General features: G+C 64.2%; 16 protein-coding genes. 8 read left to right on the top strand and 8 right to left on the bottom strand.

Annotation, left to right across the window (positions count from 1 at the left end; translation table 11 throughout):
* Positions 1 to 7 precede the first annotated feature (7 nt).
* The 5 genes from SLT36_RS07835 to SLT36_RS07815 all read right to left on the bottom strand — a co-directional run bounded on the left by SLT36_RS07835 (position 8) and on the right by SLT36_RS07815 (position 5065).
* Positions 8 to 379, bottom strand: coding sequence for a nuclear transport factor 2 family protein (locus SLT36_RS07835; RefSeq protein WP_432286678.1), 372 nt, complete (start codon positions 377 to 379; stop codon positions 8 to 10).
* A gap of 47 nt (positions 380 to 426) precedes the next feature.
* Positions 427 to 1446: an esterase-like activity of phytase family protein gene (locus SLT36_RS07830; RefSeq protein WP_432286677.1), complete on the bottom strand. Its 1020-nt coding sequence runs from the start codon at positions 1444 to 1446 to the stop codon at positions 427 to 429.
* A complete protein-coding gene (gene cobT / locus SLT36_RS07825; RefSeq protein ID WP_432286676.1) occupies positions 1443 to 3341 on the bottom strand; it encodes a cobaltochelatase subunit CobT in 1899 nt (632 codons plus the stop codon). The genes SLT36_RS07830 and cobT overlap by 4 nt, the downstream gene beginning before the upstream one ends.
* A gap of 12 nt (positions 3342 to 3353) precedes the next feature.
* Positions 3354 to 4340, bottom strand: a complete 987-nt coding sequence (gene cobS / locus SLT36_RS07820; RefSeq protein ID WP_432286674.1) for a cobaltochelatase subunit CobS — start codon at positions 4338 to 4340, stop codon at positions 3354 to 3356.
* Between the two features lie 116 nt (positions 4341 to 4456).
* Positions 4457 to 5065, bottom strand: a complete 609-nt coding sequence (locus SLT36_RS07815) for a J domain-containing protein (protein WP_154386105.1) — start codon at positions 5063 to 5065, stop codon at positions 4457 to 4459.
* 141 nt (positions 5066 to 5206) lie between these two features.
* Between SLT36_RS07815 and SLT36_RS07810 the strand changes: the two genes are divergently transcribed.
* The 4 genes from SLT36_RS07810 to SLT36_RS07795 all read left to right on the top strand — a co-directional run bounded on the left by SLT36_RS07810 (position 5207) and on the right by SLT36_RS07795 (position 7176).
* Complete coding sequence (locus SLT36_RS07810) at positions 5207 to 5509, top strand: BolA family protein (RefSeq protein WP_310328086.1); 303 nt, start codon at positions 5207 to 5209, stop codon at positions 5507 to 5509.
* Between the two features lie 80 nt (positions 5510 to 5589).
* Positions 5590 to 5934: an ArsR/SmtB family transcription factor gene (locus SLT36_RS07805; protein WP_432286672.1), complete on the top strand. Its 345-nt coding sequence runs from the start codon at positions 5590 to 5592 to the stop codon at positions 5932 to 5934.
* A 4-nt stretch (positions 5935 to 5938) separates the two neighbouring features.
* Positions 5939 to 6469 (top strand): arsenate reductase ArsC, encoded by a 531-nt coding sequence (locus SLT36_RS07800; RefSeq protein ID WP_432286671.1) that lies wholly within the window; start codon positions 5939 to 5941, stop codon positions 6467 to 6469.
* Positions 6466 to 7176 (top strand): aquaporin, encoded by a 711-nt coding sequence (locus tag SLT36_RS07795; protein WP_432286669.1) that lies wholly within the window; start codon positions 6466 to 6468, stop codon positions 7174 to 7176. The genes SLT36_RS07800 and SLT36_RS07795 overlap by 4 nt, the downstream gene beginning before the upstream one ends.
* Here the strand turns inward: SLT36_RS07795 and SLT36_RS07790 are convergent.
* From SLT36_RS07790 to SLT36_RS07780, 3 genes are read right to left on the bottom strand one after another with little or no spacing between them, the layout of a single operon-like run.
* Complete coding sequence (locus tag SLT36_RS07790; protein WP_154386100.1) at positions 7124 to 8047, bottom strand: HlyC/CorC family transporter; 924 nt, start codon at positions 8045 to 8047, stop codon at positions 7124 to 7126. The genes SLT36_RS07795 and SLT36_RS07790 overlap by 53 nt on opposite strands.
* The gene (gene aroB / locus SLT36_RS07785) at positions 8044 to 9156 is read right to left on the bottom strand and encodes a 3-dehydroquinate synthase (protein WP_432286667.1); all 1113 of its coding nucleotides are present in this window, start codon (positions 9154 to 9156) and stop codon (positions 8044 to 8046) included. Before aroB ends, SLT36_RS07790 begins: the two co-directional genes overlap by 4 nt.
* Positions 9153 to 9776, bottom strand: a complete 624-nt coding sequence (locus SLT36_RS07780) for a shikimate kinase (protein WP_432286665.1) — start codon at positions 9774 to 9776, stop codon at positions 9153 to 9155. Before SLT36_RS07780 ends, aroB begins: the two co-directional genes overlap by 4 nt.
* Positions 9777 to 9908: 132 nt before the next feature.
* Between SLT36_RS07780 and SLT36_RS07775 the strand changes: the two genes are divergently transcribed.
* The 4 genes from SLT36_RS07775 (at position 9909) to SLT36_RS07760 (ending at position 13577) form a co-directional block, all read left to right on the top strand.
* Positions 9909 to 10058 (top strand): histidine kinase, encoded by a 150-nt coding sequence (locus SLT36_RS07775; protein WP_115730645.1) that lies wholly within the window; start codon positions 9909 to 9911, stop codon positions 10056 to 10058.
* A gap of 10 nt (positions 10059 to 10068) precedes the next feature.
* Complete coding sequence (locus SLT36_RS07770; protein ID WP_182575159.1) at positions 10069 to 10980, top strand: site-specific tyrosine recombinase XerD; 912 nt, start codon at positions 10069 to 10071, stop codon at positions 10978 to 10980.
* A gap of 97 nt (positions 10981 to 11077) precedes the next feature.
* Positions 11078 to 12028: an acetyl-CoA carboxylase carboxyltransferase subunit alpha gene (locus tag SLT36_RS07765; RefSeq protein ID WP_432286664.1), complete on the top strand. Its 951-nt coding sequence runs from the start codon at positions 11078 to 11080 to the stop codon at positions 12026 to 12028.
* Between the two features lie 277 nt (positions 12029 to 12305).
* On the top strand, positions 12306 to 13577 hold the full coding sequence (locus tag SLT36_RS07760) for a L,D-transpeptidase family protein (RefSeq protein WP_432286663.1): 1272 nt from the start codon (positions 12306 to 12308) through the stop codon (positions 13575 to 13577).
* Positions 13578 to 13582 lie beyond the last annotated feature (5 nt).

The following is a 13582-nucleotide window of genomic DNA, read 5'->3' as shown; positions in this document are numbered from 1 at the left end:
AGGCAGATCAGATCGCTACCATCGGCCCGAAGAAGCCGATGATGCGCGCGATGCGCTTCCCGTCGGGCGAAAGCTCGGCAATATCAAGACCTTCGGGCAGCGGCGTGCCGTCGGCCTCGACGACGCGCCAGCCGAAACGGGCAACGCCGTGATGAAGATCGACAGAGGTGGTGCGGACGATCTTCGCACCGGGGCGGCTCATCCGGACACTTGCGATATGCACCAGAAGCTCATCGGCACCGACAGTGTCGGCCCGCGGGTCGGTGTATGTCGCCCGCTCGGCCCAGACGGCTTCGAGCAGCTCCTTGCGACTGTCGGCGTCGGGTTCGTTCCAGACCGCGCAGTAGCGGTCAATGAGGCTGGTGACGTCGGACGACATGGCTGGCTCCCGCATCGCAGGCGCCGACAATAGCGGAAAATCGTCGTTCAATCGCCGTGCAGGATGAATTCCAGGTAGAGGTTGCGCTGCAGGATCGAATGGTTGTCGTCGGAGACCAGCGATACCATCAGCGCGCCGTCGCTGCGCTGCCAGACGTCGAGCCCTTCCATGTTGTCGATCTGGTAGCCCATGTTGGCCTCCAGCAGCACCGGGCCGTCGGCGACCTGGCTCCTGGCGATTGTCTCGGAGGCAATGCGCCGGAGCCGCATCTTCACGCCCGAAGCCATCGAGAAGCTACGCTCAAGCAGCAGCAGGTCGCCATCGGGCAGGAAGGCGCCGTCGGTGATGTCGAACTCGCCGTTGCGCTTGACCGTGAAGACGCCCTTCTTGGGCCCCTCGATGATCGCGGCGAAGATGTTGCCTGATGTGTCGAGGCTCTTTTCCGACACCACCACAAGCCCGCCCTTCTCAGTGGAATAGGCGACGGTCTCGAAGCCGCGATTCGTCCTGAGCTCGTTGCGCGGCACGAGGAAATCGAGCTCGCGGAACGGCGGCTGCATGTTGTCGGGATCGATGCGGTACTGAGCTATGCGGTGGGTGCGCTCGAAGCCGACGGTAGCGATAGCGTCCTTCACCGCAAGGCCCTCTGCATCGGCCTGCCATTTCTTTTCGATGGCGCCGCCGGAGCTGTCCACCATCTGCACCATGCGGAAGTTTTCGATGCCCGTCGGGCGCATCGCGGAATCGCGGGCGACACGTCCAAAATACCAGAAGCCGGTGTCGGCGACGCCGATGAAGTCGCTCCCCGATTTGAGGAAGCGGAAGGCCGACAGCGCGCCGAGATTGCGCGACGACGAGGTCATTTCGAGGCCGCCGACGAATTCGAGCGGACCAAAGATCTTCTGGTCGAGACCGATCTGGAAGCGGGCGATGGGACGGGCTGATATCTCGATGCGCTCGATGGCAGGCTGCTCGGCGCGCGAGGACGCGGTGAGCGATGCCGACAGCGCGAGCGCCGCCAAGGCAGCGCAAGCAAGGTGCCGCAGCCGGGCCATGGACAAGCTCATCCGGCGCGCCGGAAGCCGCCGCGGCGGTTCTCGCGCGCACTCTCTTCACCGAACAGCGAGGCGAGCTGCTCGGTCATCGCACCGGCCAGTTCCTCGGCGTCGACGATGGTGACGGCACGGCGATAGTAGCGCGTGACGTCGTGGCCGATGCCGATCGCCAGAAGCTCGACCGGCGAGCGCGTCTCGATCAGGTCGATGACGGCGCGCAGATGGCGCTCCAGATAGTTGCCCGGATTCACCGACAGCGTCGAATCGTCCACCGGCGCGCCGTCCGAGATCATCATCAGGATCTTGCGCTGCTCGGGTCGTGCGATCAGGCGCTGGTGCGCCCAGAGCAGCGCTTCTCCGTCGATGTTTTCCTTGAGCAGGCCTTCGCGCATCATCAGGCCGAGATTGCGGCGGGCGCGGCGCCACGGCGCGTCGGCTGACTTGTAGATGATGTGGCGGAGGTCGTTGAGGCGGCCGGGATTCGGCGGCTTGCCGTCCTTCAGCCACTTCTCGCGTGCTTGTCCGCCTTTCCAGGCGCGCGTGGTGAAGCCGAGGATCTCGACAGAGACGCCGCAGCGCTCCAGCGTGCGCGCCAGGATGTCGGCGCAGGTTGCGGCAACGGTGATCGGACGGCCACGCATCGAGCCAGAATTGTCGAGCACAAGCGTGACGACGGTGTCGCGGAACTTGGTGTCGCGCTCCTGCTTGAACGACAGCGGCTGCATCGGGTCGATGACGACGCGCACGAGGCGTGCGGGGTCGAGATAGCCTTCTTCGAGGTCGAAGTCCCAGGAGCGGTTCTGCTGCGCCATCAGGCGGCGCTGCAGGCGGTTGGCGAGACGGCCGACGACACCAGACAGATTGGCGAGCTGCTTGTCGAGGAAGGCGCGGAGACGGTCGAGTTCGTCCTCGTCACACAGCTCCTCGGCACCCACCGTCTCGTCGAAAGCGGTGGTGAAGACCTTGTAGTCGATTTCGCGCGGCAGGTTGGCGAAGGGGTTGTCCTGGCGGCGCGCCTCGCCCGGCGTCTCGGAATCGACGTCATCGTCGTCGGACATCTCGTCGGAAGTGGCGTCGGACGCCTCCATCTCGCCGGACTGCTCTTCCTCGGCGCTGGATTCGGCGTCTTCGGACTGCGCCTGCTCGGAGCCGGAATCGTCTTCGCCGCCCTCCTCGCTCTGCTCCTCGCCTTGCGGCTGGTCGTCGTCCTGGTCCTCGTTGTCCTCGGTTTCCTGGTCGTCGCCATATTCCTCGGCCATCTCGAGCGAGGCCAGCATGTGGCGGACGACGCGGGCAAAGGCCTGCTGGTCCTCGAGGCTGCCGAGCAGGCCGTCAAGATCGCCACCCGCCTTCTGGTCGACCCATTCGCGCCAGAGCGAGACCATGCGCTCGCCGCTCTTGGGAACGGGCTGGCCGGTCAGCTTCTCGCGCACCATCAGCGCCAGCGCTTCCTCGAGCGGCGCTTCCGACTGCTCGGTGACGTCGGCTAGATTGGCCTTGGCGTATTTGTCCTCGAGCATCGAGCTGATGTTCTGGGCAACGCCTGCCATGGCACGGCTGCCGATCGCCTCGACACGAGCCTGCTCGACGGCATCGAAGACGGCGCGGGCCTGCTTGCCCTCGGGTGCCAAGCGGGCATGGATGCGGCCATCGTGGCAGGCGCGCTTGAGCGCCATGGAATCGCCGAGGCCGCGGGTAACGGCGATGTCGCCGGCGGAGGCTTTTTTCGGCAGTTCGGGCAGGCGGGCGCGATTGCCGGCAAGCGCCGGCCGCTCCTTGGCGAAGGCCACTTCGAGGCCGTTGTCGCCCGAAATGGCACGCATACAGACGGTCATGGCGCGCTTGAAGCTGTCGGCTTCAGAACCCGTCTTCGACTTGTTGCGTGTGTTGTCGCCCGGCCCCGCCATCTGAGCCCGTTCTTATCCCAGCACGACGTTGGCAGCCGATTCCGGCAGGTCCTCGCCGAAGGCGCGCTGATAGAACTCGGCAACGACGGAGCGTTCGAGTTCGTCGCACTTGTTCAGGAAGGTGAGCCTGAAGGCCATGCCGACATCACTGAATATCTCGGCGTTTTCGGCCCAGGTGATGACGGTGCGCGGGCTCATGACCGTCGACAGGTCGCCATTGATGAAGGCCGAGCGCGTCATGTCGGCGACGCGGACCATCTTGTTGACGATCTCCTTGCCTTTGGCGTCGCGGTAGTGCTTGGCCTTGGCAATGACGATGTTCACTTCGTTGTCGTGCGGCAGGTAGTTCAGCGTTGTCACGATCGACCAGCGGTCCATCTGCGCCTGGTTGATCTGCTGGGTGCCGTGATAAAGGCCGGTCGTGTCGCCGAGGCCGACGGTGTTGGCGGTGGCAAACAGACGGAAGGCCGGGTGCGGGCGGATGACGCGGCTCTGGTCGAGCAGGGTCAGGCGGCCCGACGATTCCAGCACGCGCTGGATGACGAACATCACGTCGGGGCGGCCGGCGTCATACTCGTCGAAGCAGAGCGCGACATTGTGCTGGTAGGCCCAGGGCAGGATGCCGTCCTTGAACTCGGTAACCTGCATGCCTTCCTTGACGACGATCGCGTCCTTGCCGACCAGATCGATACGGCTGACATGGCTGTCGAGGTTGACGCGGACCATCGGCCAGTTGAGACGGGCGGCGACCTGTTCGATGTGGGTCGACTTGCCGGTGCCGTGGTAACCCGACACCATGACGCGGCGGTTGTAGGCGAAGCCGGCGAGGATCGCCATGGTCGTTGCCTTGTCGAACAGATAGTCCGGATCGATGTCGGGCACATGCTCCGACGAGGCCGAATAGGCCGGCACGACCATCTTCGAATCGAAGCCGAAGGTGTCTTTCACCGACACCGTGGTATCAGGCAGGTTGGTGATGTCGCGATCGACCTTGTTCATAGCGTCTCCACGCGCGTGGCTTCAGGCCACGCCGGCAATCGAATTTTCTTCGGGGGCGGTCATAAAGCCTTTTCCGACCAGATGAAAGTTGGAAAAAGGCCGCGACCGCGGCTGGCTCAACACAATCCCGCTTGCTTGAGCACGCGATATGCCTGGAGCACATCCCTGAAGCGGTCTTCAGAACCTCGGTCGCCGCCATTGGCGTCGGGGTGGTGGCGTTTGACCAGTTCCTTGTAGCGCGCCTTGATATCGGAACCGGTGGCGCGCGAATCGAGTCCCAGCGTCTCCAGTGCCTTGGCCTCCAAGGGCTTCGCCTTGCGCTGGCGCGGCGCGCCCTGTGCACCGAAGGGGTTATGCGGATCGCGCATGCGGCTGTAGTAGCCGGCGCGGCCCGAACGCTGCTGGGCGAAATCGGGCGCCGAACGCGCCGAGCCGTTGGATCCCATGGTCCAGGTCGGCCTGTGGCCGGTCAGCGCTTCCTTCTGGAAACGCGCGATATCGCCGTCGGCGAGGCCGGAGAAGTAGTTGAAGCCCTTGTTGTACTCGCGCACGTGATCGAAGCAGAAGCGGAAGTACTCGCCTTCCCGCATCCGGCCGACCGGCGCCTTGTGCGTTCCCGGCTGCTTGCAGCCGTCCCACTGGCAGAGCGGGGCATGCGACTTCACCTCCGCTTCCGGATCGGGCCGGACGCGGATCTTGTCGAAATATTTTGGGTACGGCTTCATCTGATCGTATTTACCGCCTCTTGGCGCGGCGAAACAAGAATTGACATTTCGAGGATGTTGGCCCTAACGCCTGATTTGCGGCCCAATTTTGCCCGAAGGCATGATTGGTCGCGGCGACACATGTGGTGAAAGGCGAGACCGATGTCCATACAGGCGACTATCGAAACGAAGCTGAACCAGGCATTTTCGCCTGAGCGGCTCGTCGTGCTCAATGAAAGCCACCTGCATGCCGGCCACCACCATGTCGACGGCGGCCATCACGCCACCTTCGACGGGTCAGGCGAGACACATTTCCGCATCCGCATCGTCGCCCCCGCCTTTGCCGGCATGAGTCGCATCGACCGCCACCGCGCCGTCAACGACGCACTGGCGGCCGAACTCAAGGCCGGCCTGCACGCACTGGCGATCGAGCCGGCAGCCCCCGGCGAAGCGACACGCTGGTAGTTTTTTTCTGGACGATTGTTGAGCCCAGCCCCGCGCTGCCTCGTCATTTGCCTGTCACATACATCCATTAGTCTGGATATATGGATACAAACGACACGATCGACGCTCTCGCCGCGCTGGCCCAACCGACACGGCTGGAGGCCTTTCGCCAGATGGCCGCCGCCGAGCCGGACGGCATTGCCGCCGGCGACCTGGCACGTCGACTCGACGTGCCGCAAAACACCATGTCCGCGCATCTGGCCGTGCTGACCCGCGCCGGCCTCGCCACCGGCGACCGCCAGGGGCGCTCGATCATCTACCGCGCCAACCTCCCTGCCCTGCGCAATGTGCTGTTGTTCCTGCTGCAGGATTGCTGCGACGGCAAGCCGGAGATCTGCGCGCCGCTGCTCGCCGAATTGTCTCCCTGCTGCACGCCATCGGAGTAATGCCATGACCCACCGGCCTTTCAACGTGCTTTTCCTCTGTACCGGCAACAGCGCCCGCTCGATCCTCGCCGAGGGCATTCTGCGCAAGGATGGGGCACCGCATTTCAACGCCTTTTCCGCCGGCAGCCAGCCCAGGGGCAGCGTCAATCCCTTCGCGCTCAAGGTGCTTGAAAGCTATGGCTATCCGGCCGACGGCTTCCGCTCGAAGACCTGGGATGAGTTCGCCGCTGCCGGCGCCCCGGAGATGGACTACATCTTCACCGTCTGCGATGACGCGGCGGGCGAAGCCTGCCCGGTCTGGCTCGGCCATCCGGCCAACGCGCATTGGGGCATCGAGGATCCGAGCCACGTCGAAGGCACCGACCTCGAAAAGGAAGCAGCTTTCGTCACCGCCTTCAAATACATGCGCAACCGCATCAGGGCATTCACCGCGCTGCCCATCACCAGCCTCGACCGCATGGCGCTGACCGCACATCTGCATGATATCGGCAAGATGGAAGGTGCCAGCACAAAAGCAGGCGATTCCGGCACGTGAGCGCTTTGCTCGCGCGGCGATTGCTTGCCGAATGCCTAGGAAGTGCCTTCCTTCTCGCAACCGTGGTCGGCTCCGGCATCATGGCGGCGCAGCTTGCGCAGGGTAACGTAGCGCTGGCACTGCTCTGCAATGCTCTGGCCACCGGGGCCATGCTGGTGGTGCTCATCACCATTCTCGCGCCAATCTCCGGCGCGCATTTCAACCCAGCAGTCAGCCTCGTGACGGCGCTCGACCGGCGCCTGGCATGGTCGCTGGTCGCGCCCTATGTCGCAGCACAAGCGAGCGGCGCGATACTGGGCGTATTGCTGGCGCACGCGATGTTCGACCTGCCGCTGCTGCAGGTCTCGACCACGGTCCGAACCGGCCCGGGCCAATGGCTCGGCGAGGCAGTCGCAAGCTTTGGACTGGTGTTGACCATCTTCGGCTGCATTGCCCAGGCACCCAAAACGACGCCCGCCGCCGTCGGTCTCTACATCTTTGCGGCCTACTGGTTCATCTCGTCGACGTCCTTCGCCAATCCAGCTGTGACCATCGCGCGGGCGCTGACCGATACATTCGCGGGCATCGCGCCCGCCGACACGCCGGCATTCATCGCGGCCCAACTGGCGGGAGCGGTGCTTGGCCTGGCGACAGGTCGGGTCTTGTGGCCGGGTGTTACTTCGGCGGACGCGCTGCGGCCGGTTGAGGCTCGACCACCGCGGGCCTGATCCTGATCCGCGCGAGGCGGTTCTTGTCGCGTTTCATGACGATGAAGCGCTTGCCGTGGAAGGTGAAGGCCTGCTTTTCCTCGGGGATCGACTGGGTCTCGTGGATGACGAGGCCGGCGATCGTCGTCGCCTCGTCGTCCGGCAGGTGCCAGTCGAGCGCGCGGTTGAGGTCGCGGATCGGCACGGTGCCATCGACGACCACGGAGCCGTCGGCCTCCTGCTTGACGCCCTGAATATCGATGTCGTGCTCGTCGGCGATCTCGCCGACGATCTCCTCGATGATGTCTTCCAGCGTCACCAGCCCTTCGACCTCGCCATATTCATCGACGACGATGGCGAAATGCGCCTTGCGCCGCAAAAAGGCGTTGAGCTGTTCCTGAAGCGAGGTCGTGTCGGGCACGAACCAGGGTTTGGAGGCGACCTTCGGCACGTCGACGCGTGAATAGTCGCCTTCGACGTCATTGAGCGCGCGGAGCAGGTCCTTGGCGTGGACGACGCCGACGATGTTGTCGAGCGAGCCGCGCCACAACGGCATGCGGGTGTAGGGGCTCTGCAGGATCTCGCGCACCAGTGTCTCGGGCGCCATGTCGGCATTGATCGAGCGGATGTTGGTTCGGTGGACCATCACGTCCGACACCTCGAGCTCATGCAGGTCGAGCAGGCCGCCGACCTGGTCGCGGTCCTGCTTGACCACCTGGCCGTCGCGATGGAGTTCATCGACCGCGCCGCGCAGTTCGGCGTGGCCGGAACGCTGCGGCGTCAGCGCAATCAATTCGTAGCCGAGCGAGGCAAGCAGCCGCTCGCGGAAGGCCAGCCCGGCAAGGACCAGCCCCGACAGCGCGCCCGCAGCGATCCAGCCGGCCTCGATCATCCCTGACGCTGCTCCTTGAGGAAGGAAATCACTTCGGAGGCCGGCACGTCCTTGGCGATGAAGGACTGGCCGAGGCCGCGCGTCAGGATGAAGGTCAGTGCGCCGCGCGACACCTTCTTGTCCTGGGTAATGTAGTTGAACAGCGCATCGGCGTCCGGCAGGTCCCCAGGGATGTCGGACATGCGCCACGGCAGGCCGACGGCGCGCAGATGCGCCTCGACGCGTGCCGCATCGTCGGGGCTTGCCAGATTGAGCCTGGCCGAGAAGCGGTGCGCCAGCGCCATCCCGATTGCAACACCCTCGCCATGCACCAGCCGTGCGCCGTCATAGGCAGTGGCAGCTTCAAGCGCGTGACCGAACGTATGACCGAGATTGAGAAGCGCCCGGTCGCCGGTTTCGAACTCGTCGCGGGCAACCACGTCGGCCTTGGCGCGGCAGGACTGCGCTATAGCCTCGATGCGAGCCGCACCACCCGAAAAGACCTCCTGCCAGTTCTGCTCCAGCCAGGCGAAGAAATCCGGGCGGTCGATCAGGCCGTATTTTGCGACCTCGGCATAACCGGCGCGGAATTCGCGCAGCGGCAGCGTGTCGAGGGCCGCGGTGTCGGCCAGCACCAGCTTCGGCTGATGGAAGACGCCGATGAGGTTCTTGCCGCGCGGGCTGTTGATGCCGGTCTTGCCGCCGACAGACGAATCAACCTGCGCCAGCAGCGAGGTCGGCACCTGCACGAAATTCATGCCGCGCCGCACGATGCCGGCGGCAAAGCCGGTGAGATCGCCGATGACGCCGCCGCCAAGCGCGATCACCGCATCACCGCGCTCGAGCCGGGCGGCAATGATCTGGTCGACAACGGTTTCCAGCGAGGAAAAGCTCTTGGTCTTTTCACCGGCTGGCAGTGTGATGACAGCAGGCGCATTGCCGACAGCCGTGAGACTTTCGACCAGCGGTTCGAGATGGGCAGCAGCGACATTCTCGTCGGTGACGATGGCACAACGCGCCTTGGGCAGACGCTGCTGGATCAGCTCGCCGCCGCGCGCGATCAGGCCCGGGCCGATCAGGATGTCATAGGCGCGGTCGCCAAGTCCGACTTCGACAGTGACGACGCTCATTCGTGATCCTCCGAGCCTTCCGAAACGTGAATCCTGCCGGGCACGCCGAAATGGCTGCACAGCGCTTCGATGACCTCGCTGGCGATCGCCTCCTTGCGGTCGTCGCGCGTCGCGACCGTCAGGTCGGCAAGGCCATAGACCGGGTAGCGCTCGTCCATCAGCTTGGAAAGCACCGCGCGCGGATCGGCGTTCTGCAGCAGCGGCCGGTTCTGCTTCTTGGAAACGCGTTCCATCAGAAGGTCGAGCTCGGCCTTGAGCCAGACCGAAACGCCGTGGCCTGCGATTGCCGCGCGGGTCTGTGCATTCATGAAGGCGCCGCCGCCGGTCGACAGAACCTGCGGGCCCCCTTCCAGGAGGCGGCCTATGACGCGCTGTTCAAGCGCGCGGAACTCGACCTCACCATAGCGTTCGAAGAGCTCGGGAATTGTCATCCGCGACACGCTTTCGATCTCGTGGTCACTGTCGATGAAGCCGAGGCCGAGCGACTGCGCGACCTTGCGGCCGATGGCGGTCTTGCCGGCGCCCATGAGGCCGACGAAAACGATCGAACGGGTGCCGAGCCGTTCGAGCAGGGCGGCTACGGAGCCTTCGGGAAATGGAGTCTGCGCGTCGGGTGTCATGGCGTCCCTTTCGCCGGCGTATCGACATGAAAAGCCCCGTTGCGTCAAGCGCATGACCGCAAACGCGCCCTTGAATTGCCTGTGACGGCGTCCCATAAGGGCACAGGATAGGACAGACGGGCAAACACATCGATGCCGACACTTTTCCGGTTCCTTGTCACGCTCGCTGTTCTGGCGGGCATCGCATACGGCGCCATGTTTGCGCTGGTGATGTTCGTCGAGCCGAAGAAGGCAGAAATCACCGTGCGCATTCCACCGGAAAAGCTCGCGCCCAAAAAATGAAAAGCGGCAAATGAAGAGCGGCGCGCGCATCGAGGCCTTCCTCGAAATGATGAGTGCCGAGCGTGGCGCTGCCGACAACACGCTGGCCAGCTATCGCCGCGACCTCGAAGACGCCTCGGAATTTCTCGGCGGCCGCCTCGCCGACGCCGACGCCCCAGCCATCCGCGGCTATCTCGACGACATTGCCGGCCGCGGCTTCGCAGCGACCTCACAGGCACGCAAGCTGTCGGCACTCCGGCAGTTCTTCCGCTTCCTTTATGCCGAAGGCCTGCGAACCGACGACCCCACCGGCGTCCTCGACAGCCCGAAGAAGGATCGGCCGCTGCCCAAGACGATGAGCGAGGCCGAAACAGGCCGGCTGCTTGACCGCGCGGCGATGGAAGCGAGCGAATCCGCCGAGGGCGACAGCCTGGCGGCGACCCGGCTGCACGCGCTTGTCGAGGTGCTCTATGCCACCGGCTTGCGCGTTTCGGAGCTGGTCAGCCTGCCGCTGACGGTGGCGCTGCGCGACGAGCGCTTCTTCGTCGTGCGCGGAAAGGGCGAGAAGGACCGTATGGTGCCGCTGTCAGCCAAGGCGCGCGAGGCGATGCGGCGCTGGCTGGGTGACCGCAATGCCAACCCACGGCTGGTCGAAAGTCCGTTCCTGTTCCCGGCTTCGTCGGAAAGCGGGCACGTGCCGCGCCAGGTCTTCGCCAGAGAACTCAAGGGTCTGGCCGCCCGCGCTGGCATCGCATCGGCGAAAATCTCGCCACACGTACTGCGCCATGCCTTTGCCAGCCACCTGCTGCAGAATGGCGCCGACTTGCGCGCGGTGCAGCAATTGCTTGGCCATTCCGACATTTCGACCACGCAAATCTACACCCATGTGCTGGAAGAAAGGCTGTTGAAACTGGTCAACGAGCATCATCCGCTTGCCGATTAGGGCCCATATCGCTATGTGAGTGCCACGTTCCACTGGCGCGGTGCCACAGTCCCGGCCCCCGGTGCCTCAAATTTTCAGCGTGGTAGTCCGCTCGCCAATGTACAATTACCTCGATTTCGAAAAACCGGTCCAAGATCTCGAAGGCAAGATCCTCGAGCTCAAGAAGCTTGCGGAAAATGGCGAGGCCGTCGATGTCGGCGACGAGATCAAGCGGCTGGAGAAGCGCTCGCGTGATGCCCTGCGCGACGCCTATAAGGCGCTGACGCCCTGGCAGAAGGTCCAGGTGGCGCGCCACCCCGACCGCCCGCATTGCCTCGATTACATCAACGGCCTGTTCACCGATTTCACGCTTCTGGCCGGCGACCGCAATTTCGGCGAAGACAATGCCATGGTCGGCGGCTTCGCCCGCTTCCGTGGCGAGCCGGTGCTGGTGCTCGGCCAGGAAAAGGGCAACGACACCAAGAGCCGCCTCAAGCACAATTTCGGCTCGGTCCGCCCCGAGGGCTACCGCAAGGCCGTGCGCCTGATGGAAATGGCCGACCGGTTCAACATCCCCGTCGTCATGCTCGTCGACACCGCAGGTGCTTATCCCGGTGTCGGCGCCGAAGAGCGCGGCCAGGCCGAAGCCATCGCGCGCTCGACCTCCGCCTGCCTCGGCCTCAAGGTGCCGTCGATTGCCGTCGTCATCGGCGAAGGCGGTTCGGGCGGCGCGATCGCCATTGCCACCGCCAATCGGGTGTTCATGCTCGAACATGCGATCTATTCGGTGATCTCGCCTGAAGGTGCAGCCTCCATCCTGTGGCGCGACACGACACGCTCCAAGGACGCGGCGACCAATATGAAGATCACCGCGCAGGACCTGCTCTCGCTCAAGATCATCGACAAGATCATCGACGAGCCGCTGGGCGGCGCTCACCGCAACGCCGAGGCAGTGATTTCGGCCACCGGCGACCTGATCGCCAAGACTTTCGCCGAATTCAACGGCTCGAACATCGATTTCCGCGAGCAGCGCCGCGAGAAGTACCTCTCCATCGGCCGCAGCCTCTAGCATCCGCCCGAAAATCGGAATCGATTTGCGCAAGGCGCGATGCGCAGCCTGTGATTGCACAAACTGTGGGGCCTATGGGCCAGGGCATGGTTTCGCCACAAAAATGCCGCCTCGCCCGGCTCAATGAACTTGCCGTGATTTTTCGCGCGTGGGACGGGCCAGGAACTTGCGGTAAGGAATTTTCAAGGTTAACGACCCTAAGGTCGAGGCAGTACCAGGACGGGCCGGTCGTTGGCGCATGCGCCATGACTGCAATGTAGAGACGACATTTAGACCGATGATCGCCAATATCGCACGCGCCGGATTGCTTCTCGCTGCCCTTGCGGTGGCAGGCTGTTCGGAATCCTCCGTGACCGACTTCGTGCCGCAGCACGCCAACCGCCAGCTTTCGGCCAAGATCATGGCCGAGATGAAGGCCAAGGGCATGAACAAGAGCTCGCCCGTGCTGGCGCGCGTGTTCAAGGAAGAAGGCAAGCTGGAAGTCTGGAAACAGAAGACCAACGGCCGCTACGACATCGTTGCCAGCTACGACATCTGCAAGATGTCGGGCAAGCTCGGCCCCAAGTTCACCGAGGGCGACCGCCAGTCGCCGGAGGGGTTCTACACCGTGCGTCCGGGACAGATGAACCCGAACTCCAGCTATCACCTCGCCTTCAACATCGGTTATCCCAACACCTTCGACCGCGCCAACGGCCGCACCGGCTCGAACCTGATGGTTCACGGCGCCTGCTCGTCGTCAGGCTGTTTCTCGATGACCGATGCGCAGATCGAGGAGATCTACGCCTTCGCGCGCGATGCCTTCAAGGGCGGCCAGACCGAATTCCAGGTTCAGTCCTATCCGTTCCGCATGACCGCTGCCAACATGGCGCGTTATCGCAACGACCCGAACTACCAGTTCTGGGCGATGCTGAAGGAAGGCTACGACCATTTCGAGATCACAAAATCTCCGCCGAAGGTCGACGTCTGCGAAAAGCGCTACGTCTTCAACCAAGTTCCGGAAGCGGGCGGCACATTCAATCCGACCGGCGCATGCCCGGCAGTGACCCAGCCGCAAGCGCTGCAGACGGCCTATCAGGCCTACAAGAGCAAGTATGACGCTGCTTTTGCCAGCGCCACCGGCGGCGACATTCCCGCACCCAAGCCGACGATTGCCGGCATCAAGGAAGCGGCGATCGTTTCGGACTGGACCAAGCGCCGTGCCCGCGGCGAGCGCGTGACCCTGGAGCCGCCGGCGATGGCCCAGGACGGCAGCATCGTCCAGACCACCGCCCGCATGGGCCGTATCGATTCGGCCGAAGGCCGCCGCATGGCAGCGCTCGATGCGGCAGCGGAAGCCAAGAAGAAGGCTGCCGAGGAAAAGGCGCAAGCCATCGCTGCCGCCAAGGCTGCCAAGCTTGCCGCCCAGCAGCAGGTCGAGACCGCCGCCGTGCCGCAGCCACAGCCCGCAGTGACCGAAGCGCCGACGCAGGCCGCCCAGGCGGCTCCCGCCGAAGAGGCAGGAGCTGCCACCAAGCTCAAGAAGAAGCTGCTCAACCTGTTCGGCAGCTGATCGGC

The sequence above is a fragment of the Aminobacter sp. BA135 genome (assembly GCF_050859125.1).
Taxonomy (GTDB): domain Bacteria; phylum Pseudomonadota; class Alphaproteobacteria; order Rhizobiales; family Rhizobiaceae; genus Aminobacter; species Aminobacter ciceronei.
Note: the sequence above shows the minus strand (reverse complement) of the source record. Positions and strands in the feature narration are given on the sequence as shown.